This is a genomic window from Xanthomonas sp. F1 (assembly GCF_014199855.1).
The window spans coordinates 241,455-263,512 of sequence record NZ_JACHOK010000004.1 but is presented as its reverse complement, the minus strand read 5'-3'; the positions used below and the strand labels follow the sequence as shown (position 1 = coordinate 263,512).

General features: G+C 68.0%; 21 protein-coding genes. All 21 read left to right on the top strand.

What is annotated here, in order from left to right:
• The first annotated feature begins 7 nt into the window (after positions 1-7).
• The 21 genes from flgK (at position 8) to GGR71_RS11710 (ending at position 21,957) form a co-directional block, all read left to right on the top strand.
• Entirely contained in the window at positions 8-1,882 is a 1,875-nt protein-coding gene (flgK, locus tag GGR71_RS11810) for a flagellar hook-associated protein FlgK (RefSeq protein ID WP_160960887.1), read from the top strand.
• Positions 1,879-3,084, top strand: a complete 1,206-nt coding sequence (gene flgL / locus GGR71_RS11805) for a flagellar hook-associated protein FlgL (RefSeq protein ID WP_160960889.1) — start codon at positions 1,879-1,881, stop codon at positions 3,082-3,084. Before flgK ends, flgL begins: the two co-directional genes overlap by 4 nt.
• 333 nt (positions 3,085-3,417) lie before the next feature.
• The gene (locus tag GGR71_RS11800) at positions 3,418-4,605 is read left to right on the top strand and encodes a flagellin (protein WP_048489817.1); all 1,188 of its coding nucleotides are present in this window, start codon (positions 3,418-3,420) and stop codon (positions 4,603-4,605) included.
• A gap of 951 nt (positions 4,606-5,556) precedes the next feature.
• Positions 5,557-6,744 carry a flagellin gene (locus tag GGR71_RS11795; RefSeq protein WP_184451968.1) on the top strand — a complete coding sequence of 396 codons (1,188 nt, stop codon included), beginning with the start codon at positions 5,557-5,559 and terminating at the stop codon, positions 6,742-6,744.
• A 95-nt stretch (positions 6,745-6,839) separates the two neighbouring features.
• Positions 6,840-8,027, top strand: coding sequence for a flagellin (locus tag GGR71_RS11790; protein WP_184451966.1), 1,188 nt, complete (start codon positions 6,840-6,842; stop codon positions 8,025-8,027).
• A 198-nt stretch (positions 8,028-8,225) separates the two neighbouring features.
• Positions 8,226-9,548 (top strand): flagellar filament capping protein FliD, encoded by a 1,323-nt coding sequence (gene fliD, locus GGR71_RS11785; RefSeq protein WP_160958757.1) that lies wholly within the window; start codon positions 8,226-8,228, stop codon positions 9,546-9,548.
• A 146-nt stretch (positions 9,549-9,694) separates the two neighbouring features.
• Entirely contained in the window at positions 9,695-10,114 is a 420-nt protein-coding gene (gene fliS, locus GGR71_RS11780; protein ID WP_010341674.1) for a flagellar export chaperone FliS, read from the top strand.
• Positions 10,111-10,410 carry a hypothetical protein gene (locus GGR71_RS11775; protein ID WP_160958755.1) on the top strand — a complete coding sequence of 100 codons (300 nt, stop codon included), beginning with the start codon at positions 10,111-10,113 and terminating at the stop codon, positions 10,408-10,410. The genes fliS and GGR71_RS11775 overlap by 4 nt, the downstream gene beginning before the upstream one ends.
• Positions 10,407-10,985: a PilZ domain-containing protein gene (locus tag GGR71_RS11770; RefSeq protein ID WP_160958752.1), complete on the top strand. Its 579-nt coding sequence runs from the start codon at positions 10,407-10,409 to the stop codon at positions 10,983-10,985. Before GGR71_RS11775 ends, GGR71_RS11770 begins: the two co-directional genes overlap by 4 nt.
• An 89-nt stretch (positions 10,986-11,074) precedes the next feature.
• Positions 11,075-11,707 (top strand): response regulator, encoded by a 633-nt coding sequence (locus GGR71_RS11765; RefSeq protein WP_017908534.1) that lies wholly within the window; start codon positions 11,075-11,077, stop codon positions 11,705-11,707.
• 268 nt (positions 11,708-11,975) lie between these two features.
• Positions 11,976-13,379 carry an RNA polymerase factor sigma-54 gene (gene rpoN / locus GGR71_RS11760; RefSeq protein ID WP_160958750.1) on the top strand — a complete coding sequence of 468 codons (1,404 nt, stop codon included), beginning with the start codon at positions 11,976-11,978 and terminating at the stop codon, positions 13,377-13,379.
• A gap of 15 nt (positions 13,380-13,394) precedes the next feature.
• Positions 13,395-13,778, top strand: coding sequence for a response regulator (locus tag GGR71_RS11755; RefSeq protein WP_048489825.1), 384 nt, complete (start codon positions 13,395-13,397; stop codon positions 13,776-13,778).
• Positions 13,775-15,262, top strand: coding sequence for a sigma-54 dependent transcriptional regulator (locus tag GGR71_RS11750; RefSeq protein ID WP_160958747.1), 1,488 nt, complete (start codon positions 13,775-13,777; stop codon positions 15,260-15,262). The genes GGR71_RS11755 and GGR71_RS11750 overlap by 4 nt, the downstream gene beginning before the upstream one ends.
• 290 nt (positions 15,263-15,552) lie before the next feature.
• Positions 15,553-16,731, top strand: coding sequence for a DegT/DnrJ/EryC1/StrS family aminotransferase (locus GGR71_RS11745; RefSeq protein ID WP_160958744.1), 1,179 nt, complete (start codon positions 15,553-15,555; stop codon positions 16,729-16,731).
• Positions 16,728-16,952, top strand: coding sequence for an acyl carrier protein (locus GGR71_RS11740; protein WP_048489828.1), 225 nt, complete (start codon positions 16,728-16,730; stop codon positions 16,950-16,952). Before GGR71_RS11745 ends, GGR71_RS11740 begins: the two co-directional genes overlap by 4 nt.
• Position 16,953: 1 nt before the next feature.
• On the top strand, positions 16,954-17,994 hold the full coding sequence (locus tag GGR71_RS11735) for a ketoacyl-ACP synthase III (RefSeq protein ID WP_160958742.1): 1,041 nt from the start codon (positions 16,954-16,956) through the stop codon (positions 17,992-17,994).
• Positions 17,995-17,996: 2 nt separating this feature from the next.
• Complete coding sequence (locus GGR71_RS11730; RefSeq protein ID WP_160958739.1) at positions 17,997-18,758, top strand: SDR family NAD(P)-dependent oxidoreductase; 762 nt, start codon at positions 17,997-17,999, stop codon at positions 18,756-18,758.
• A gap of 14 nt (positions 18,759-18,772) precedes the next feature.
• On the top strand, positions 18,773-19,534 hold the full coding sequence (locus GGR71_RS11725) for an SDR family NAD(P)-dependent oxidoreductase (RefSeq protein WP_160958737.1): 762 nt from the start codon (positions 18,773-18,775) through the stop codon (positions 19,532-19,534).
• Positions 19,531-20,178, top strand: coding sequence for a NeuD/PglB/VioB family sugar acetyltransferase (locus GGR71_RS11720; RefSeq protein WP_160958735.1), 648 nt, complete (start codon positions 19,531-19,533; stop codon positions 20,176-20,178). The genes GGR71_RS11725 and GGR71_RS11720 overlap by 4 nt, the downstream gene beginning before the upstream one ends.
• Before the next feature lie 25 nt (positions 20,179-20,203).
• Positions 20,204-21,343 carry an aromatic ring-hydroxylating oxygenase subunit alpha gene (locus GGR71_RS11715; protein ID WP_160958732.1) on the top strand — a complete coding sequence of 380 codons (1,140 nt, stop codon included), beginning with the start codon at positions 20,204-20,206 and terminating at the stop codon, positions 21,341-21,343.
• Positions 21,340-21,957, top strand: coding sequence for an LbetaH domain-containing protein (locus GGR71_RS11710; protein ID WP_160958730.1), 618 nt, complete (start codon positions 21,340-21,342; stop codon positions 21,955-21,957). The genes GGR71_RS11715 and GGR71_RS11710 overlap by 4 nt, the downstream gene beginning before the upstream one ends.
• Positions 21,958-22,058 lie beyond the last annotated feature (101 nt).

Below are 22,058 nucleotides of genomic sequence, written 5' to 3'. Positions count from 1 at the left end.
GCCGCCCATGTCCATCCTCTCCACCGGTACCGGCGCCCTGCTCGCCTTCCAGCGGGCCCTGTCCACGGTCAGCCACAACGTCGCCAACATCAATACCGACGGCTACAGCCGGCAGCGGACGACGTTCGCGACCACGGTCCCCAGCCAGTACGGCAGCGAGTTCATCGGCAACGGTACCCAGATCACCGACGTCTCCCGCGTCGCCGACCAGTTGGCGATCTCGCGCCTGTTCGACAGCACCGGCGAAGTCGCGCGACTGAAGCAGCTGTCCAGCCTGTCCAGCCGTGTCGACGGCCTGTTCTCGGACAAGGCCACCAGCATCGCCGGGCAGTGGTCGAACTTCTTCGACGCCACCAGCGGCCTGTCCTCCAACGCCTCGGCCAGCGCCAACCGGCAGAACCTGCTGGACGCCGGCAATTCGCTGGTCACCCGCTTCAAGCAGCTCAACGGCCAGCTCGATTCGCTCGGCAGCGAGGTCAACAACGGCCTGCTGGCCGGCACCGCCGAAGCCAACCGCCTGGCCACCGAGATCGCCAAGCTCAACGGCCAGATCGGCTCCAACGCCAATGCCGCCGCGCCGGACCTGCTCGACCGCCGCGACCAGATGATCGGCCAGCTCATCGGCTACACCGGCGGCAGCGTCATCCAGCAGGACGGCGGGATGATGAACGTCTACACCTCCGGCGGCCAGGCGATGGTGGTCGGCACCAACGCCTCGACGCTGGTCGCCAGCCCCGATCCCTACCAGCCGGAGCGGCTGCAGATCGCGGTGAAGACCCAGGGCGGCTCGACCCCGCTGAGCGAAAAGGCGCTGGGCGGGCAGATCGGCGGCTTCCTGGAGTTCCGCAGCACCGTCCTGGACCCGACCAAGGCCGAACTCGGCCGCATCGCCACCGGCGTGGCCAGCAGCTACAACCAGCAGCACCATGCCGGCATGGACCTGTACGGGCAGATGGGCGGCGATTTCTTCAATCTGCCGCCGCCGACCGTGGACGGCAGCAGCGCCAACACCGGTACCGCGGCATTCACCGCCAACGTCAGCGACCTGAGCAAGCTCGACGGGCAGAACCTGCTGCTGACCTACAACGGCACCGCCTGGAGCGCGAGCCGCGCCGACACCGGCGCCAGCGTCCCCATGACCGGTTCCGGCTCCAGCGCCGACCCGTTCGTAGTCAACGGCGTGACCCTGCAGGTGTCCGGCACCGCCGCCAGCGGCGACAAGTTTCTGCTGCAGCCCACGGCCAACGCCATCAGCAAGCTGTCGGTGGCCATCACCGACCCTTCGCGTATCGCCGCGGCGACGCCGATCCAGGCCAGCGCCACGCTGAGCAACCTGGGCACCGGCAAGGTCAGCAATGTCACCGCGACCAACGCCAGCAACGCCAACCTGCTGACGCCGGCGAACATCGCCTTCATCGATTCCAGCCATTACTCGATCAATGGCGGCGCGCCGCAGACCTACACCGCGGGGCAAACGATCAGCGCCAACGGCTGGAGCCTGACCATGGACGGCATGCCGTCCGCCGGCGACAGCTTCGCGATAGGTCCGACCGGGGTCGGCTCGAGCAACAACGGCAACGCCTTGCTGCTGTCCAACCTGGACGATGCCAAGGCGTTCAACGGCGGCACCATCACCCTCAACGGCGCAGTGGCGGGCCTGACCACGACGGTCGGCTCGGCGGCACGCCAGGCCAAGTACGCCGCCGACGCGCAGGACGTGATCCAGAGCAGCGCGCAGGACGCGCGCGACTCGCTGTCCGGCGTCAACCTCGACGAGGAAGCGGCGGACATGCTGCGGTTGCAGCAGGCCTACCAGGCGGCCTCGCGCCTGATCTCCACCGCCGACACCCTGTTCCAGTCCATCCTGAGCGCGGTCCGATGAGCAATCGCATCTCCAGCGGCATGATCTTCAATCAGTCGCTCAACACCATGCTCGGCAAGCAGGCGACGATCTCGCACCTGCAGCAGCAGCTGTCCACCGGCCAGCGCATCGTCAGCGCGGCCGACGACCCGGTCGCCGCGGGCACCGCGGTCAGCCTGGATCGCACGGTGGCCGCGCTGGCGCGCTTCGGCGACAACGCCAACAACGTGCAGAACCGGCTCAACCTGCAGGAGAACTCACTGTCGCAGGCCGGCGACCTGATGGCCCGGGTCAAGGATCTGACGGTGGAAGCCAATAGTTCGGCGCTGACCACCCCCGACCGCAAGGCCATCGCCGCGGAACTGAAGACCCTGCACGACAGCCTGCTGAGCCTGTCCAACAGTACCGACGGCTCTGGCCGCTACCTGTTCGGCGGCACCGCCGACGACGCCGCGCCGTTCGCCGTGGTCGCCGGCAACGTGGTCTACAGCGGCAACCAGACCCAGCGCAGCGTGGAAGTAGCCCCGGACACCAAGGTCTCCGACACCCTGCCCGGCAGCGAGATCTTCATGCGCGTGCCCACCGGCGACGGCACCGTCGACGCGCACGCGGCCGCCGGCAACACCGGCACCGGCCTGCTGCTGGATTTCAGCCGCGACGGCTCCGGCAGCGCCTGGAACGGCGGCAGCTACAGCGTCGTGTTCACCGCCGCCACCACCTACGAGGTGCGCGACAGCGGTGGCACCGTGGTCAACACCGGCACCTATGCCGCCGGCGAGAGCATCGGCCTGCCCGGCCTGAAGATGCGCGTGGACGGCGCACCCGCCGCCGGCGACAGCTTCCAGATCGGGCCGTCGACCACCAAGGACGTGTTCTCCACCATCAGCAACCTGGTGAACCTGCTCAACACCGATCCGATCACCCCCGCTGCCAAGTCGGCGCTGCAGAACGGCCTGCAATCGTCGATGCGCGACATCACCCAGGCCTCGTCGAAGATGATCGACGCGCGCGCCGCCGGTGGCGCCCAGCTCGCGGCGATCGACAACGCCACCGACCTGCGCGCCGCCAACGACGTGACCCTGAAGACCACCCTGTCCTCGCTGCGCGACCTCGACTACGCGCAGGCCATTTCCCAGTACCAGCTGGAACAGTCGGCGCTGAAAGCGGCACAGACCATCTTTACCCAGATGCAGAAGATGTCGCTGTTCGACCGGCTCGGGTAATCAAGCGATAAACTGGATATACCAAAAGGCCCGGAGCGCGGCGACGCCTCCGGGCCTTTTGCGTTATACAAAAGATCGCCATCGCCATTCGATGAGTAGACAACTCGCACGACGCACTAAAGTTTGCAGGACCGCGGCCGAGAAAGGCTCTCCGCCCTGTTCCAGGCCGCTTGCGAACCGCCGGAACGGCAAATTTCCTGCAGTAAATCGCTAAAGGTTGCGCGCCTGTCGCCGTTACTTATATCACCAGCCGCACTGGCCAATTGATGGCCCCCTGCGGAGACTCCAGGCACCAACCGGTTGCCGGACAAATCGCTTAGAGGAGATATCAAAATGGCACAGGTCATCAATACCAACGTAATGTCGCTGAACGCTCAGCGCAACCTCAACACCACCAGCACCAGCCTGGCGACGACGATCCAGCGCCTGTCCTCGGGCCTGCGCATCAACAGCGCCAAGGACGACGCCGCCGGCCTGGCGATCTCCGAGCGTTTCACCACCCAGATCCGCGGTCTGGACGTGGCCTCGCGCAACGCCAACGACGGCATCTCGCTGGCGCAGACCGCCGAAGGCGCGATGGTCGAAATCGGCAACAACCTGCAGCGTATCCGCGAACTGGCGGTGCAGTCGGCCAACGCCACCAACTCCAGCACCGACCGCGGCGCGCTGAACTCGGAAGTCAAGCAGCTGGCCTCGGAAATCGACCGCGTCTCCAGCCAGACCAACTTCAACGGCACCAAGCTGCTGGACGGTTCGTTCTCCGGCGCGCTGTTCCAGGTCGGCGCCGACGCCGGCCAGACCATCGGCATCAACACCATCGTCAACGCCAGTGCCGCCGCGCTGGGCAAGTCCGGCTTCGCCGCCACCCAGACCGGCTCGGCCGCCCTGGCCTCCGGCACCGCGACCGCCAGCGGCAGCTTCTCCGGCATGGTCGTCAACGGTGTCAGCATCGCTTCGGTCGCCGTGGCCAACGGCGACGCCGGCGCGGATGTCGCCAAGAAGATCGCCTCGGCGATCAACGACAAGCTGGCGCAGACCGGCGTGTACGCCTCGATCGACCCGACCACCAGCGCGCTGAAGCTGGAATCGGTCAAGGGCGGCCAGGACTTCTCGTTCACCGCGGGCTCGGCCACCGGCGCCACCGGTATCACCTTCAGCAACGCCGGCATCGCCGCCAGCGCCACCGCCACCGCCGGCACCACCAACTACCTGGCGGACGTGGACATCTCCACCTTCCAGGGCGCGCAGAAGGCGATGAGCATCATCGACAACGCGCTGACGGCGGTGAACTCCTCGCGTGCCGACATGGGTGCGATCCAGAACCGCTTCACCTCCACCATCGCCAACCTGAGCTCCACCTCGGAGAACCTGTCGGCCTCGCGCAGCCGCATCCGCGACACCGACTACGCCAAGGAAACCGCCGAGCTGACCCGCACGCAGATCCTGCAGCAGGCCGGCACCGCGATGCTGGCCCAGGCCAAGCAGGCGCCGCAGAGCGTGCTGAGCCTGCTCCAGGGCTAAGCGTCGCCCGCCGCACCGCACCACCGAGGCCCCTCCGCAAGGAGGGGCCTTTTTTGTTCCTTCTTTCCGCCACGGGCCGTCGCATCCCGGATGAACAGCCATCTCCGCGCGTTGCAGTCCTCGACGCCGAGAGCGAAACCTGCCCTGCCTGGTCGGGCGGTGGCGAGCTGACGGCGTGGCCATGCGATCCGCGGTGATCCCGGTGCATGCGACGCGTTACGCGGGATCGACGAAAGACAGCCACGACCACCGACCGCCGGGGCTGTTGCGCGCCCCGTGACCAGTGGACTGGATGGCGTGCAGCAGTTGGCGGTGACCGCGGCCGCGCTCCCGGCGCCGCCTGCAATGCTTGGTCGTCGATGCGAAGCACACGCGAGCGCTGTGGTGGGCAGGCCGAGACCGTACGTGGGTCGAGATCATGTCCTTCTTCGAACGGTGGACGCCAGTTTTGCACGCAGGGGCATGACGATGGGCACGAACGCACTGCACGACCTGAAAGCACCCCGGCATGGCCCATATCGCCAGACGACCGACACGCCTTCCAGTTCATCGCCAAGGACAGTCGGAAAGCGATCAGACAGATAGAAGGAGAGATGGCCAAGCCGTTGCGCCACGACACGCTGCATGCCGGCAGGTCAAACGTTCGCGTCGGCGACGCGACACACGATCGAGAGCATCGAGCACATCGCCCTCGACGAGATCCGGGCCGCTTTTTCCCGGACTTGGGCGAGAAGCCTAAAGTTTGCCAACGCGCGGCCGAAACAAGCCTTTCGCCACGATTCTGGTGTCGCGCAAATCGCCGGAACGCCAAATTTTCGGCAGTAAATCACTAAAGGTTGCGCGCCGGCCGCCGTTACTTGTATCAGCAGCGGCACTGGCCAATTGATGGCCCCCTGCGGAGGCTCCAGGCACCAACGGGTTGCCGGACAAATCGCTTAGAGGAGATATCAAATGGCACAGGTCATCAATACCAACGTAATGTCGCTGAACGCTCAGCGGAACCTCAACACCACCAGCGCCAGCCTGGCGACGACGATCCAGCGCCTGTCCTCGGGCCTGCGCATCAACAGCGCCAAGGACGACGCCGCCGGCCTGGCGATCTCCGAGCGCTTCACCACCCAGATCCGTGGTCTGGACGTGGCCTCGCGCAACGCCAACGACGGCATCTCGCTGGCGCAGACCGCCGAAGGCGCGATGGTCGAAATCGGCAACAACCTGCAGCGTATCCGCGAACTGGCGGTGCAGTCGGCCAACGCCACCAACTCCACCACCGACCGTGGTGCGCTGAACTCGGAAGTCAAGCAGCTGGCCTCGGAAATCGACCGCGTCTCCAGCCAGACCAACTTCAACGGCACCAAGCTGCTGGACGGCTCGTTCTCCGGCGCGCTGTTCCAGGTCGGCGCCGACGCCGGCCAGACCATCGGCATCAACAGCATCGTCAACGCCAGCGCCGCCGCGTTGGGCAAGTCCGGCTTCGCCGCCACCCAGACCGGCTCGGCCGCCCTGGCCTCCGGCACCGCGACCGCCAGCGGCAGCTTCTCCGGCATGGTCGTCAACGGCGTCAGCATCGCCTCGGTTGCCGTGGCCAACGGCGACGCCGGCGCGGATGTCGCCAAGAAGATCGCCTCGGCGATCAACGACAAGCTGGCGCAGACCGGCGTGTACGCCTCGATCGACCCGACCACCAGCGCGCTGAAGCTGGAATCGGTCAAGGGCGGCCAGGACTTCTCGTTCACCGCGGGCTCGGCCACCGGCGCCAGCGGCATCACCTTCAGCAACGCCGGCATCGCCGCCAGCGCCACCGCCACCGCCGGCACCACCAACTACCTGGCGGACGTGGACATCTCCACCTTCCAGGGCGCGCAGAAGGCGATGAGCATCATCGACAACGCGCTGACGGCGGTGAACTCCTCGCGTGCCGACATGGGTGCGATCCAGAACCGCTTCACCTCAACCATCGCCAACCTGAGCTCCACCTCGGAGAACCTGTCGGCCTCGCGCAGCCGCATCCGCGACACCGACTACGCCAAGGAAACCGCCGAGCTGACCCGCACGCAGATCCTGCAGCAGGCCGGCACCGCGATGCTGGCCCAGGCCAAGCAGGCACCGCAGAGCGTGCTGAGCCTGCTCCAGGGCTAAGCGCAGCAAGCCGCGATGCACCGCCGAGGGCTTCTACGCCATTAGAAGCCCTCGCAGCGGAAGCCATATCACACGTTAAAAATTAAGGTATCCAAATGGCACAGGTCATCAACACCAACGTAATGTCGCTGAACGCTCAGCGGAACCTCAACACCACCAGCGCCAGCCTGGCGACGACGATCCAGCGCCTGTCCTCGGGCCTGCGCATCAACAGCGCCAAGGACGACGCCGCCGGCCTGGCGATCTCCGAGCGCTTCACCACCCAGATCCGTGGTCTGGACGTGGCCTCGCGCAACGCCAACGACGGCATCTCGCTGGCGCAGACCGCCGAAGGCGCGATGGTCGAAATCGGCAACAACCTGCAGCGTATCCGCGAACTGGCGGTGCAGTCGTCCAACGCGACCAACTCCACCACCGACCGCGGCGCACTGAACTCGGAAGTCAAACAGCTGGCCTCGGAAATCGACCGCGTCTCCAAGCAGACCAACTTCAACGGCACCAAGCTGCTGGACGGCTCGTTCTCCGGCGCGCTGTTCCAGGTCGGCGCCGACGCCGGCCAGACCATCGGCATCAACAGCATCGTCAACGCCAGCGCGAGCGCACTGGGCAAGGCCGGCTTCGCCGCCACCCAGACCGGCTCGGCCGCCCTGGCCTCCGGTACCGCGACCGCCAGCGGCAGCTTTTCCGGCATGGTCGTCAACGGCGTCAGCATCGCTTCGGTCGCCGTAGCCAACGGCGACGCCGGCGCGGATGTCGCCAAGAAGATCGCCTCGGCGATCAACGACAAGCTGGCGCAGACCGGCGTGTACGCCTCGATCGACCCGACCACCAGCGCGCTGAAGCTGGAATCGGTCAAGGGCGGCCAGGACTTCTCGTTCACCGCGGGCTCGGCCACCGGCGCCACCGGCATCACCTTCAGCAACGCCGGCATCGCCGCCAGCGCCACTGCTACCGCCGGCACCACCAACTACCTGGCGGACGTGGACATCTCCACCTTCCAGGGCGCGCAGAAGGCACTGAGCATCATCGACAACGCGCTGACCTCGGTGAACTCCTCGCGCGCCGACATGGGTGCGATCCAGAACCGCTTCACCTCCACCATCGCCAACCTGAGCTCCACCTCGGAGAACCTGTCGGCCTCGCGCAGCCGCATCCGCGATACCGACTACGCCAAGGAAACCGCCGAGCTGACCCGCACGCAGATCCTGCAGCAGGCCGGCACCGCGATGCTGGCCCAGGCCAAGCAGGCGCCGCAGAGCGTGCTGAGCCTGCTCCAGGGCTAAGCGTCGCCCGCCGCACCGCACCACCGGAGCCCCTCCGCAAGGAGGGGCTTTTTTTTGACGCCTCGCCGCGGCACAGGATTTGCATTGCCAGGGGGAGCCGTCGCGACGCGCGGACGACGCTCAAGAAGCGTCCCCGCGCGCCGATACTCCCCTCAGCCGCTGGCGCACCGCGCGCCGGCCACCTCAAGGACCGCCACCATGTCCACCACTGGAATCGGCTCAGGCTTGGACATCCCGACCTTCGTCGCCAAACTGGTATCGAAGGAACGCCAGCCGCAGGAAGACCGGATCAATCGCGACGGTACCGCCTCCAGTGCGAAGCTGTCGTCCTTGAGCACGATCAAGAGCGCGCTGTCCAACCTGCAGACGGCGATGAGCACGGTGTCCGACAGCGCCGACAAGGGCGCCTACAAGGCGACCATCGACGATGGCGCCGGCTATACCGCCACCGTCACCTCCAGCGCCAATGCCGGCCGGTACGGCATCGAAGTGGTGAAGCTGGCGCAGTCGCAGAAACTCACCTCGTCGGCCTACGCCAGCGGCGCCGTGGTCGGCGGCGGCACCCTGACCATCGCCTACGGCAGCACCACGCTCAATGTCAACGTCGATGCCGGCAGCAAGCTCAGCGACGTGGCCGCCTTCATCAACAAGGCCGCCAACGGTGCCGGCCTGACCGCCAGCGTGGTCACCGCCGACGATGGCGACCACCTGGTGCTCAACGCGGTCGACACCGGCACCAAGGGCGCGCTGACCATCACCACCTCCGGCGGCGACGGCGGCCTGGCCAATCTCACCTACCCGCCCGGCAACAGCGGCGGCCTGACCCAGACCATTGCCGCCGCCGACGCGGTGGTGAAGGTGGACGGCTTCCAGCGCACCTCCAGCAGCAACACCATCGCCGACCTGGTGCCCGGTGTGGCGATCAACCTCACCAAGGCGGTGGCCGGCACCACCTTCAATCTCAACATCACCAACGACAACACCCCGCTGAAGGCCAATCTGACCGCCCTGGTCAGCGCCTACAACTCCGCCAACAGCGTGCTCAAGTCGTCCAGCGCCTACGACGCCACCAACAAGAAGGCCTCGCCGATGACCGGCGATGCGATGGTGCGCGGCCTGCAGCAGTCGCTGCGCCGGCTCGTCAGCGACAACGTCAGCGGCCTGATGGCGATGGGCGTGACCATCGACAAGGACGGGGTGATGAGCTTCGACAGCGCCAAGTTCGATACCGCCGCGGCGGCCGATCCGTCTGCGGCCAAGACCTTGCTCGGCAACAACGGCAGCTTCGGCACCGGCATGAGCACGCTGCTGAAGAGCAATCTGGACAGCACCAGCGGCACGCTGACCCAACGCACCGACGCGCTCAACAAGCACATTTCCGATCTGACCGACCAGCTCAGCGATCTCGACAAGCGCATGCAGACCCTGACCGACCAGTACACCGCGCGCTTCACCGCAATGGAGACGTTGGTGACGCAGATGCAGAGCGTGAGCGACGGCCTGACCAAGCAGTTCAGCTGACGCGCACGCGGCCGCACGGCTCAAGTCGAGACGCGTTGCGGCCGATAGAAGAGTATCGACAGTCATTACGGATTGGCCGCAGCAACCACAGCGTCGCCGCTCACCGGCACGGCGCGGAGGCCAGCCGATCCACCGAGGAGTTTTCCATGTACGGTTCCAGCCGCCAGTACGCCGAGCAATATCGCAAGATGGGCATTTCCACCAGCGTCACCGATGCCGATCCGCACAAGCTGGTCGCCATGCTGTTCGCTGGTGCCTGCCAGCGCATCCGCCAGGCCCAGGCCTGCCTCGCGCAGGGCGACCAGGCGCGCAAGGGCAAGGCGATCGGCGAGGCCTGCGCCATCGTCGGCCATCTCAACGGCTCGCTCGACCACGAGGCCGGCGGCGAGATCGCCGGCAACCTGTCGGCGCTCTACGACTACGTGATGCACCGGCTGACCGAAGCCAACCTGCACAACGACGACGCCGCGCTGACCGAAGCGCTGGAACTGCTCAGCGAGATCGACGCGGCCTGGGCCGCGATTCCCGCACAGCAGCGCGAACTGGCCACGGCGAACGCGTCGTGAGCATCCAGCTCGCCGACCTGCATAACGACCTGCACGAGTTGCGCGAGGTCCTGCGTGGCGACGACTACGCACTGGCGCAAGCCATGATCGCCGACCACGAGCGGCGCCTGCAGGCGTATCTGCAGCAGGACGGCGCCGACCGCTCGCGCGAAGCGCTCAAGCCGCTGCTCGCCCTGCAGCAGGCGGTGACCGCGCAGATGCGCATGGAGCGCGACCATGCCGCGGCCTGGCTGCGCAGCAGCCGCCAGTCCAGCCATGCCGCGCGGCTCTATTCGCAGGCCGGACTGCTGGGATGAACACCGGCTCGGACGGCGCCGCACAGCATCCGGCCGACGCCGAACTGTTCCATGACACCCTCAGTTGCGAACTGGCGTTGCCCGCGGATTTCCGCCTGGGCAACGGCGCCGGCCGGCTCGCTGCCGGCGAGGCGCTGTTGCGCAGCCTGGCGCAGATCGAGGATCTGCGCGGCGAGGACGGCAGCGACGACCGCAGCGAGGCCACCGCGCAGACCCAGCGGATGGAGGCCAAGCTCGACCTGATGCTGGTGCTGCTGAGCCGGCTGGCCCGCCAGCACGAGGATGCCCTGCCGTTGCGGCCGCTGTGCTGGTCGCGCCGGGGAGTGCGGCTGGACCTGGGCGCGCGCTCCGGCGCCAGCGCCGGCGCCGCCGGCCTGCTGCGCCTGCAGCCCTCGGACTGGCTGCCGGACCACCTGGAACTGCCGGTAAGGGTACTGGCCGAGGCCACCACCGCCGGCGTCGTGCAACTTTGGCTACGGTTCGAGACACAGCCGCCCGGCCTGGAAGAGGCCTTGGAACGCCACCTGTTCCGGCTGCACCGCCGGCAGATCGCCGACAGCCGGCGCGCACGCTGAGCCGGCTCCCGCCGCCCCGGCCACCGCGACGAGGTTGGCGGCGGCGAGCGGCTCGGCTAAGGTGCGGATCTGAATAGAAGGACCTCACCGTGCGAGTCATCATCGTCGACGATCACACCCTGGTACGCGCCGGCCTGAGCCGGCTGCTGCAGACGTTTGCGGACGTCGACGTGGTCGCCGAGGCCAGCAACGCGCAGCAGGCCGTGGACCTGGCCACCCTGCACCGCCCCGATCTGGTGCTGATGGACCTGTCGCTGCCCGGGCGCAGCGGCCTGGACGCGCTCACCGACGTGCTGCACAGCTCGCCCAAGACCCGGGTGGTGATGATGTCGATGCACGACGACCCGGTGCACGTGCGCGACGCACTGGACCGCGGCGCCACCGGCTTCGTGGTCAAGGACGCCGCCCCGTTGGAACTGGAGCTGGCGCTGCGTGCAGCCAGCGCCAACCAGGTGTTCCTGAGCCCGCAGATCTCCTCCAAGATGATCGCGCCGATGCTCGGCCGCGAGCGTCCGGTGGGCATCGCCGCCCTGTCGCCGCGGCAGCGCGAGATCCTGCGCCAGATCGGCCGCGGCCAGAGCAACAAGGAAATCGCCTCGGACCTGGGCATCAGCGTCAAGACCGTGGAGACCCATCGCGCACGGATGATGGAGTCCCTGGGCTGCCGACGCGCCAATGACTTGGTCCTGCTGGCCGCGCGCCATCAGGGCGAACTGAGCTGAACTGGGGACGACATCCCGACACGGGACATTGGCATGGTGTTTGCCTTAACCGGTCAGCAGGGGGTTCCGCTCCCGGCGAGGCCCGCCAGATAAGGCATTGCGCCGTCGACTGTCCGGCGCTCACCACCCGCAGGTCGGGAAATCCCTGACACCCTGTCGGGAATTTACCCACTCTACTCAGGAACCCCCTGATTCTGTTACCGTCGGGCGACAAGCAGTATGCGTTCCACGGGCGCCAGAGGGTTGGCGCCGAACCGAGGGAGTCCGCATGAAGCCGACCGTTTCCGCCCAACTGGGCCAGCAACTGCATCTGACCCCGCAACTGCTGCAGTCGATCCGGCTGCTGCAGCTCGACGGCATGCAACTGGAACTGGAAATCCGCCGCGCGCTGGAGACCAATCCGCTGCTCGAACTGGAAGAGCCCGAGGGCGTGATCGAGCCGCTGGTGAAGCACGAGGATGCGGCGCTGGAAACGGCGGCGTTCGACGAACTGCCCGAATCCTCGATGTGGGACATCCCGGCCGCCGGCTGGAACGACGGCGAAGACGACCGCATGCAGCGCATCGCCGCCGGCGAGTCCACCGATCCGCACCTGCGCGTGCTGCAGCGGCTGGCCCTGGAGTTGCCGGCACTGGAGTTGGAAGCCGCCGCGTTCTGGCTGGAACACTGCGACGATGCCGGCTACCTGGACGGCCCGCTGGACACCCTGCAGCAATTGGCCAGCGCACGCCTTGGCCTGTCCGTGGCGCAGGCCGAAGCGGTACGCCAGCGCCTGCTGCACGGCGACCCGGCCGGCCTTGGCGCCTGCGACCTGCGCGAGTGCCTGCAGGCGCAGCTGAGCGACCTGCCCGGCCGCGTGCCCGGCCGCCATCTCGCCGCGCGCATCCTAGAGGGCGACCTCAACCTGCTCGCCAGCCACGACTACGCCCTGCTTGGGCGCCAGCTCGATGCCGAGACCGACGACGTGCGCGAGGCGGTGCGGCTGATCCTGTCGCTGCAGCCGCGGCCCGGCGACAGCCTGCAGCCGCAGGACGCTGGCCATGTGCTGCCGGACGTGGTCGCCTGGCATGCCGACGGCACCTGGCGGGTGGCGCTGAACCCGGCCACCACCCACCGCGTCACCGTCAACCCGATGCACGAGCGCGCCCTGGCCGAGGCCGGCGACGCCGCGCAGCCGCTGCGCGAAATGCTGCAGGAGGCCCGCTGGCTGACCCGCGGCCTGTCGATGCGCTACGAAACCCTGCTGCGTACCACTCGCGCCATCGTCGAGCGCCAGTCGGCGTTCCTGGTCAAGGGCGAGGAAGCGATGGCGCCGTTGACCCTGAAGGAAGTGGCCGAGGCGATCGGCATGCACGAGTCGACGATATCGCGCATCACCACCGGCAAGTACCTGCAGACCCCACGCGGCACCTTCGAGCTGAAGCACTTCTTTGCGGTGCGCCTGGAAGGCGCCGCGGTGTCCGGGCAGGCGGTGCGGGCCATGGTCCGGCGCCTGATCGAATCCGAGCCGGCCGGGCGGCCCCTGGCCGACGAGGCCATCGCCGGGCTGCTGTCGCGACAGGGCGTAAACGTGGCAAGGCGCACAGTTGCCAAGTATCGTGAACAATTGGACATCGCTCCCGCACGCGAACGCCGCCGCGGCAGCAAACCGCTGCTGGCCCGTGTGGGCTAAGGAAAAACGACGCATATGAACAAACTGTCCGTGCTTCTGGTCGACGACCACGAAGGTTTCATCAACGCCGCCATGCGCCACTTCCGCAAGCTGGAGTGGATGGAAGTGATCGGCAGCGCCGCCAATGGCCTGGAGGCCATCGAGCGCTCCGAGTCGCTGCGGCCGCAGGTGGTGCTGATGGACCTGGCCATGCCGGAGATGGGCGGCCTGCAGGCCACGCGCCTGATCAAGACCCAGGACCAGGCGCCGTACATCGTGATCGCCAGCCATTTCGACGATGCCGAGCACCGCGAGCATGCCATGCGCGCCGGCGCCGACAACTTCGTCAGCAAGCTGTCCTACATCCAGGAAGTGATGCCGATCCTGGAGGGGCTTCGGACCGAAGGGGTGCCGGCATGAGCGAATCGCGGATCCTGGTGATCGATGACGATGCGGTGCGCGCCGAGCGGACCGTGAGCCTGCTCGAATTCATGGACCTCAACCCGCGCTGGGTCACCGATGTCGCCGACGTGCAGCCCGGCCGTCACCGGCAGACCGAATGGATGGCGATCCTGGTCGGCGGGCTCGACGACCAGGAGCAGGCCGATGCCTTCTTCGGCTGGGTGGCACGCAGTTCGCTGCCGCCGCCGGTGCTGCTGCTCAACGGCGATGCACAGGCCTTCGCCCAGCGTCACGGTCTGCACGAAGCCAACGTGTGGCAACTGGAAGCGCCGTTGCGCCACGCGCAACTGGAAACCCTGCTGCGCCGCGCCAGTCTCAAGCGGCTGGACGCCGAGCACCAGGCCGGTGCCGCACAGGACAACGGCCCGACCGGCACCAGCGCGGCGGTCACCCGCCTGCGCCGGCTGATCGACCAGGTCGCCGCCTTCGACACCACCGTGCTGGTGCTGGGCGAGTCCGGCACCGGCAAGGAAGTGGTGGCGCGCGCGATCCATCAGCAGTCGCCGCGCCGCGACGGCCCGTTCGTGGCGATCAACTGCGGCGCGATCCCGCCGGACCTGCTCGAGAGCGAACTGTTCGGCCACGAGAAGGGCTCGTTTACCGGCGCGCTGAGCGCGCGCAAGGGCCGCTTCGAGATGGCCGAGGGCGGCACCCTGCTGCTCGACGAGATCGGCGACATGAGCCTGCCGATGCAGGTCAAGCTGTTGCGCGTGCTGCAGGAACGCAGCTTCGAGCGGGTCGGCGGCAACGTCACCATCCGCTGCAACGTGCGGGTGATCGCCGCCACCCACCGCAACCTGGAAGAGCGCATCGCCGGCAACCAGTTCCGCGAGGACCTGTTCTACCGGCTCAACGTATTCCCGATCGAGATGCCGGCGCTGCGCGAGCGCAGCGACGACCTGCCGGCGCTGGTGCACACCATCGCCGCGCAGCTGGCGCGGACCGGACGCGGCGAAGTGCGCTTCTCCGAAGAGGCCTTGCAGGCGCTGCGCAGCTACGAGTGGCCGGGCAACGTGCGCGAGTTGACGAATCTGGTCGAGCGTCTGGCGGTGCTGCATCCGGGCGGCCTGGTGCGGGTCCAGGACCTGCCGGCACGCTACCGCGGCGACTTCGCCTCGTCCATCGACGTGTCCGCGCCGCCGGCGCCGATCGCCGCCGATGCGCGCCGCGTGCCCAATGTGGTGGACCTGCACGCCGGCGGCAAGCCGGGCGGCGCGGATGCCGATGCGCCTGCCGCGGCCGCGGCGACACTGCCGGAAAGCGGCCTGGACCTGCGCGGACATATGGCCAACATCGAGCTGGCGCTGATCAACGAGGCGCTGGAGCGCACCCAGGGCGTGGTCGCGCATGCGGCGCAACTGCTGGGCCTGCGACGCACCACGCTGGTCGAGAAGCTGCGCAAGTACGGCATCGACCGCGACCAGACCGAACTGGCCAGCTGAGCCGGCGCACGGCGCCGGGTGCGGCCGCACCCGGCGCGCCAGCCTCCAGCGCGACGCACCTCCCTCCCCTGTCATCGATCCCCGCGGCGGCACGACCGGCGCATCGTGGGCGCTGCCGCGCATCCCGCGATCACCGTTCGCCACGCGGCCCGTTGTCCTGCCAGTCGCTGCCTCCCGGGAGGCGTCACGGCAGTAGACAGCCTCTTTGGCATGTGGCTTGCTTCACGTTTCCATAGCACCGGGCGGCGCATTCCGCACCGGGGACTTCCACCCGTCGCCAGGCAGGTCCCATGTCCATCCCCGTCACCAGCCCGCTGCTGCCGCCCCTGGAGGCGTTCGTCCCCTATCTGGAGCAGATCTGGCGCAGCCGCATCCTGACCAACGGCGGCGACATGCACCGCGCCTTGGAAAAGGCGCTGGCCGAGTACCTGGGGGTGAACCATCTGGCGCTGCTGACCAACGGCACGCTGGCGCTGCTGACCGCGCTGCAGGCGCTGCGCATCACCGGCGAGGTCATCACCACGCCGTACTCGTTCGTCGCCACCGCGCATTCGCTGCTGTGGCGCGGCATCAAGCCGGTGTTCGTGGACATCGATCCGCAGACCATGAATCTGGATCCGCTCAAGATCGAGGCGGCGATCACTCCGCATACCACCGCGATCATGCCGGTGCACTGCTATGGCACGCCCTGCGACACCAGCGCGATCGAGCGCATCGCCGACACCTACAACCTCAAGGTCATCTACGACGCCGCGCACGCGTTCGGGGTCAAGGACGAAGGCGGCTCGATCCTGCGCCACGGCGACCTCAGCGTGCTCAGCTTCCACGCCACCAAGGTGTTCAACACCTTCGAGGGCGGCGCCATCGTCTGCCCGGACGCCAAGACCTACCAGCGCATCAGCCGTCTGAAGAACTTCGGTTTCGTCGACGAGACCACGGTGGTGGCGACCGGCATCAACGGCAAGATGAGCGAGATCAACGCCGCCTTCGGGCTGCTGCAACTGCAGCACATCGATGCGGCGCTGGCACAACGCGGGGCGATCGACGCGCATTACCGGCAACGCCTGGCGCAGGTGCCGGGCATCCGTTGCCTGGCGCCACGGGCGCCGGCGCTGTCCAACTACGCCTCGTTCCCGATCCTGGTCGAGGATGCCTTCCCGCTGGCCCGCGACGAACTGCACCGGCTGCTGCGCAGCCACGACATCCTGGTGCGCCGCTATTTCTACCCGCTGATCAGCGATTTCCCGATGTACCGTAGCCTGCCCTCCTCCGCCCCGGCCGGCCTGCCGGTGGCCCGGCAGATGGCCGACCGCGTGCTGTGCCTGCCGATCTTCCCCGGACTGGCGGCCGACCAGGTGGACGCCATCGTCGACCTGATTGCCGCGGCGGGCGGCGTCATGCCCGCGTCCGACTCCGCCAGCACCCTCGCCCTTCCCTCCTTCGCCCAACCCGTGGAACCCGCAGCATGAGCCAAGAGACGTTTATCGAGAATTTCCTGTCGGCCACGGATTTCCAGAATCCGGTCGAGGTGACCATGGACACCGTCCTGCGCGAACTGCCCGAGTGGGATTCGCTGGCCGCGCTGGGCGTGATCGTGATGTTCGACATGGAGTACGGCAAGACCATCACCGGCGAGCACCTCGCCGCCGTGGTCACCCTGGGCGATCTCTACCAGCTGACCGGGGCGTAGCATGCCGACCTCCACGCTGCACAACGTGCGCTTCGCCGGCATGGCGACCTGCGTGCCCAAGCGCGTCGTCTCCAACCTCACCGATTGCCGGCCGCAGATCCGCTCCGAGCGCGAGCGGCTGGTGCGCAACATCGGCATCGAGACCCGGCGCATGGCCGCGGACTGGCAATGCTTCTCCGACCTGGCCTTCGACGCGGCGCAGGTGCTGCTGGAGCGTCTGCAGTGGCAGCGCGAGGAGGTCGATGCGCTGATCGTGGTCACCCAGTCGCCCGACTATCCGATCCCGGCCACCGCGATCATCCTGCAGGACCGCCTGGGCCTGTCGCACGCCACCGTGGCCTTCGACGTCAATCTGGGCTGCTCGGCCTACCCGTTCGGCATCAACCTGCTCGGCTCGATGATCGCCGCCGGCGGGGTCAAGAAGGGCCTGCTGCTGGTGGGCGACCGCAGCGCCAACTTCGACGATCCGATCTTCTCCGACTCGGGCACCGCCACCGCGCTGGAGTTCAGCGCCGATGCGGCGCCGATGCATTTCGATCTCAACAGCGACGGCAGCGGCTACCGCGCGATCATCCTGCCGGTCGGCGGCCACCGCGAACCGGTCGGGGTGCAGCACCTGATCCCGTACCGCGCCGACGAGCACGACCACTGGCACCGCGGCGTGGACCTGCAACTGGACGGCGTGGCGGTGTTGAGCTTCTCCACCCAGCGGGTGCCGCCGGCGGTGCAGAAGCTGCTCGACTACAGCGGCGTGTCCAAGGACGAGATCGACTACTTCGTGTTCCATCAGGCCAATCGGATGATCAACGAAACCATCCGCAAGAAGCTCGGCCTGCCGCCGGAAAAGGTGCCTTCCACCCTGCACGATTTCGGCAACACCAGCGGCGCCTCGCTGCCGGTGACCATGACCGCGCGAATCAACAAGCAACTGGAAGCAGGCCGCAAGCGCGTGCTGCTGTGCGGCTTCGGCATCGGCCTGTCCTGGGGCACCTGCCTGGTCGATATCGACGGCGCGGTGTTCCCCGACCTGATCGAGTCCTGACGATGGCGTTCTCTGCAACGACCGATGCCTTCGGGCTGCAGGGCAAGACCCTCCTGGTGACCGGTGCCTCCTCGGGCATCGGCGCCGCCGTGGCCGGTCTGTGCGCGCGCCTGGGCGCGACGCTGGTGCTCAACGGGCGCGACGCGGAACGTCTGCAGGCGGTCGCCGATGCGCTCCCCGGCGAGGGCCACCGCAGCGTCGTCGGCGACCTCACCGAGGACGCGACCCGGACACGCCTGCTGGAGGCGGCCGAGCGCTATCACGGCCTGGCCTCGTGCGCCGGCATCGCCGCGCTGGTGCCGTTCCGGATGGCCGCCGAGAAGCACCTGCAGCAGATGCTGTCGGTGAACTACCTGGCACCGGTCGTCCTGACCCAGCAGTTGCTGGCCAAGCGCAAGCTGCACGAAGGCGCCTCGCTGGTCTACGTCTCGGCACTGACCGCGCGCGCCGCGCCGCAGGCCAGCGCCGGCTACGCCGGGTCCAAGGCGGCGCTGGAGGCCGCGGTGCGGTCCTTCGCGCTGGAACAGGCCCGGCACCGCATCCGCGCCAACTGCATCGCCCCAGGCTACGTCGACACGCCGATGCTGAGCAGGCTGGGCAGCACCGCCGACATGGACGACAAGATCGCCCTGACGCCGCTCGGCCGCATCGACCCGGCCGATGTCGCCAACGGCGCGGCCTATCTGCTGTCCGACGCCAGCCGCTGGATCACCCGCAGCACCCTGACCATCGACGGCGGGCTGTCCCTGCCGATTCGCCTATGAGCCCGGAGACCCCCATGTCCGTTGCGGAAACGCCCGCCGCGCTGCTGAAGACGCTGTACGGCGTGCACGGCAAGCGCATCCTGGTCACCGGCGCCTCCAAGGGCATCGGCGAGGCGGTGGCCAAGGCCTGCGCCGGCGCCGGTGCGCACCTGCTCGTGGCCGGCCGCGACCTGCCGCGGCTGCAGGCCCTGCTCGACGCCTTGCCGGGCGAGGGCCACCGCCTGTTCGCCGGCGACCTGTGCGACGCCGCCACCGTGCAGCGCCTGGCCACCGAGAGCGGGCCGCTCGACGGTGTGGTGCACAGCGCCGGCATCCGCGGCCTGTCGCCGATGAAGCTGGTCAGCGAGCGCTTCCTCACCGAGGTGATGACGATCAACTACGTCGCGCCGACGATGCTGACCCGCCATCTGCTCGCGCGCCAAGCGCTGCGCCCCGGCGGCTCCATCGTCTTCCTCGCCTCGATCGCCGCGCTGACCGGCACCGTCGGCGTCGGCCCCTACGCCGGCTCCAAGGCGGCGCTGATCGGCATGCTGCGGCCGCTGGCGCTGGAACTGGCACGGCGCCAGATCCGCGCCAATGCGCTGTGCCCGGGCCTGGTCGAGACCACCCTGATCAACGAGGACAAGGCCTGGTTCGAGGAGAGCCGCAAGCGCTATCCGCTGGGCATCGGCGACCCCGAGGACGTGGCCCTGGCCTGCCTGTACTTCCTCTCCGACGCCAGCAGCAAGGTCACCGGCCAAGCCTTCAGCATGGACGGCGGCGTGGAGTTCGCATGAGCGATGCGCCGCCGCAACACGTGCTGATCGTCGGTGCCGGCGGCTTCGGCCGCGGCATCGCAGCGATGGCCTGCAACGACGATCCGGGCTACGGCCAGGCTTGGGACATCAAGGGCTTCCTGGACAGCCGCAACGCACTCGGCGCCGGCCTGCGCTGGCCGCTGCTCGGCGACCCGGACACCTACCAGCCGGTGCCCGGCGACCTGTTCGTCTGCGCGCTCGGCGATCCGGCCGCGCGCCGCCGCTACAGCCGACCGCTGCTGGAGCGCGGCGCCGACTTCATGGTGTTGCGCCCGCGCCTGCGCGAAGCGTCGGAGACGCCGATCGGACGCGGCAGCCTGTTCGAGGTCGGCGTGTCGATCGGCGCGGACAGCCGCATCGGCGAATTCGTCACCATCCTCGCCACCACCATCGTCGGCCACGACGTGGTGATCGGCGATTACGTGCAGATCGGCAACTTCGTGTTCATCGGTGGCGGCGCGCGCATCGGCCACGACGTGGTCATCCACCCGCATGCCACCGTGCTGCCCGGCATCGCGATCGGCGACGGCGCGGTGATCGGCGCCGGCAGCGTGGTGGTCAAGGACGTGCCGCCCAACGTCACCGTCGCCGGGAATCCGGCGCGTACGATCTTCAGCCGTTGACCCAGCACCCAGGACGCCGTTCCGCATGACCCGCCACGCCCTCGACGCCGAGCACTACATCAGCCCGCACAGCCTGCGCCTGGAACAACAGCGGCTGTTCGGCAAGCTGTGGATCTTCGTCGGCTTCGCCTCCATGGTGCGCGAGCGCAACCAGTTCTTCGCGCGCCAGGTGGCCGGGGTGCCGGTGCTGGTGCAGCGCACCGAGGCCGGCATCCGCGCCTTCCTCAACCAGTGCCCGCACCGGCAGTCGGCGATCCAGACCGAGTCGCACGGCAAGCGTCCTCTGGTGTGCCCGTACCACGCCTGGTCGTTCGGCGCCGAGGGCGAACTGCGCGGGATGCCCAACTCCGGCCTGTACCAGTTCACCGCCGAGGAGAAGGCCGGCATCTGCCTGACCAAGCTGCAGGTGCAGCAGGTCGGCGAGCTGCTGTTCGTGAACATGGCCGAGCACCCGCTGCCGTTGGAGGATCAGTTCGCGCCTGCGTTCCTGGAGACCCTGCGCGCCGCGGCATCGCACGTGGATTCGCAGCTGATCTACAGCTGCCACCGCGTGCGCTACAACTGGAAGCTCAACATGGAGAACGTGAAGGATTACAACCATATCCCGTTCATTCATCCCAAGACCTTCAACCCGCTGATGACTGCGGCGCCCAAGCCCTCGGCGCACGTCGAGCGGCCCGCCGAAGTCCCCTCGGTGGTGGAACAACTGCTGCAGGGCGGCGATCCGGTCCCGCTGCATGCGCTGAGCTTCCCGGCCAAGGCCGAGATCGCGGTGCAGGATCATTGGTACCGGCCGCTGTGCGAGCGCTACGGCGAGGATTCGGCGTTCTACAACTGGTTCCTCTATCCGAACGTGAACTTCTACAGCGTGCGTGGCGACTCCTTCGTGCTGCAGCAGTACGACCCGGTCTCGCCCGACGAGACCGACTACCACCTGTGGGTGGCCACCGCCCGGCGTAAAAGCGAGCGGACCGATTTCACCGCCCTGCTCAGCACACTGATGCGCATCGAGCATCAGGTGATCGCCGAGGACACCGCAGTGCTGGAACGCCTGCAGGCCGGCCTGGGTCCGCACTCGCGCTCCTTCATGCACGGCGACTACGAGACCGAGCTGGTGCGCCAGCACCTGTGGTACCGCGCCAACGTGCTGGAGCAAGCGGCATGAAGACGCTGGTGCTGATCGGCCAGGGCCATGCGCTGGAGCAGGCGCAACGCACCGCGCAGGCCTGCGGGCTGGACCACGTCGTCATCGCATTGGAATCGCCGGACCGCTACAACTTCGATCTTGGCGCCCTGCACGCCAACCATGCGCCCGCTGCGACCGACGTGTTCGTCGCCATGGACGAACGCGCGGTCAACCAGTCGCGGCACAAGCTGCTCGCCGACGTGCGCCTGGCCGGCTACGGCAGCATCGACTTGGTGTGGCCGCAATCGCACGTCGATGACGGCGTGCGCCTGCTCGGCAACGTGCATGTCGGCCCCGGCTGCAACCTGGCGGCCGGCAGCAGCATCGGCGCCGGCAGCTGGCTGGAACGCCAGGTGATCGTCGAACAGGACGCGCGCGTCGGCGCCTGCGTCACCCTGCATGCCGGCGTGCACCTCGGCCGCGGCACCCAGATCGGTCAGGGCAGCACCCTGGGCGGCGGCAGCATGACCCGCAGCGGTGCGAAGATCGGCCGTCACTGCGAATGGCTGCTGCCCGGTACCGTGCCGGACGTGTTGCCGGACCGCTGTTTCCACGACGCACTGATGCCTGGCGGCGCCCGCATCCTGCGTTGACGCAGGCGCGCGCGAATGCGCGCGTCGTGGTGTTCTTGAACATATGCGTTTCCGCCAGCAACGGATTGGCGTCGCTGTGCCGACCTCGTCGATTCACTTTG

Excerpts from the sequence above, each read along its gene's own strand:
- flgK (WP_160960887.1), top strand. The coding sequence starts at position 8 with ATGTCCATCCTCTCCACCGGTACCGGCGCCCTGCTCGCCTTCCAGCGG.
- flgL (WP_160960889.1), top strand. The coding sequence starts at position 1,879 with ATGAGCAATCGCATCTCCAGCGGCATGATCTTCAATCAGTCGCTCAAC.
- GGR71_RS11800 (WP_048489817.1), top strand. The coding sequence starts at position 3,418 with ATGGCACAGGTCATCAATACCAACGTAATGTCGCTGAACGCTCAGCGC.
- GGR71_RS11795 (WP_184451968.1), top strand. The coding sequence starts at position 5,557 with ATGGCACAGGTCATCAATACCAACGTAATGTCGCTGAACGCTCAGCGG.
- GGR71_RS11790 (WP_184451966.1), top strand. The coding sequence starts at position 6,840 with ATGGCACAGGTCATCAACACCAACGTAATGTCGCTGAACGCTCAGCGG.
- fliD (WP_160958757.1), top strand. The coding sequence starts at position 8,226 with ATGTCCACCACTGGAATCGGCTCAGGCTTGGACATCCCGACCTTCGTC.
- fliS (WP_010341674.1), top strand. The coding sequence starts at position 9,695 with ATGTACGGTTCCAGCCGCCAGTACGCCGAGCAATATCGCAAGATGGGC.
- GGR71_RS11770 (WP_160958752.1), top strand. The coding sequence starts at position 10,407 with ATGAACACCGGCTCGGACGGCGCCGCACAGCATCCGGCCGACGCCGAA.
- rpoN (WP_160958750.1), top strand. The coding sequence starts at position 11,976 with ATGAAGCCGACCGTTTCCGCCCAACTGGGCCAGCAACTGCATCTGACC.
- GGR71_RS11755 (WP_048489825.1), top strand. The coding sequence starts at position 13,395 with ATGAACAAACTGTCCGTGCTTCTGGTCGACGACCACGAAGGTTTCATC.
- GGR71_RS11750 (WP_160958747.1), top strand. The coding sequence starts at position 13,775 with ATGAGCGAATCGCGGATCCTGGTGATCGATGACGATGCGGTGCGCGCC.
- GGR71_RS11745 (WP_160958744.1), top strand. The coding sequence starts at position 15,553 with ATGTCCATCCCCGTCACCAGCCCGCTGCTGCCGCCCCTGGAGGCGTTC.
- GGR71_RS11740 (WP_048489828.1), top strand. The coding sequence starts at position 16,728 with ATGAGCCAAGAGACGTTTATCGAGAATTTCCTGTCGGCCACGGATTTC.
- GGR71_RS11735 (WP_160958742.1), top strand. The coding sequence starts at position 16,954 with ATGCCGACCTCCACGCTGCACAACGTGCGCTTCGCCGGCATGGCGACC.
- GGR71_RS11730 (WP_160958739.1), top strand. The coding sequence starts at position 17,997 with ATGGCGTTCTCTGCAACGACCGATGCCTTCGGGCTGCAGGGCAAGACC.
- GGR71_RS11725 (WP_160958737.1), top strand. The coding sequence starts at position 18,773 with ATGTCCGTTGCGGAAACGCCCGCCGCGCTGCTGAAGACGCTGTACGGC.
- GGR71_RS11720 (WP_160958735.1), top strand. The coding sequence starts at position 19,531 with ATGAGCGATGCGCCGCCGCAACACGTGCTGATCGTCGGTGCCGGCGGC.
- GGR71_RS11715 (WP_160958732.1), top strand. The coding sequence starts at position 20,204 with ATGACCCGCCACGCCCTCGACGCCGAGCACTACATCAGCCCGCACAGC.
- GGR71_RS11710 (WP_160958730.1), top strand. The coding sequence starts at position 21,340 with ATGAAGACGCTGGTGCTGATCGGCCAGGGCCATGCGCTGGAGCAGGCG.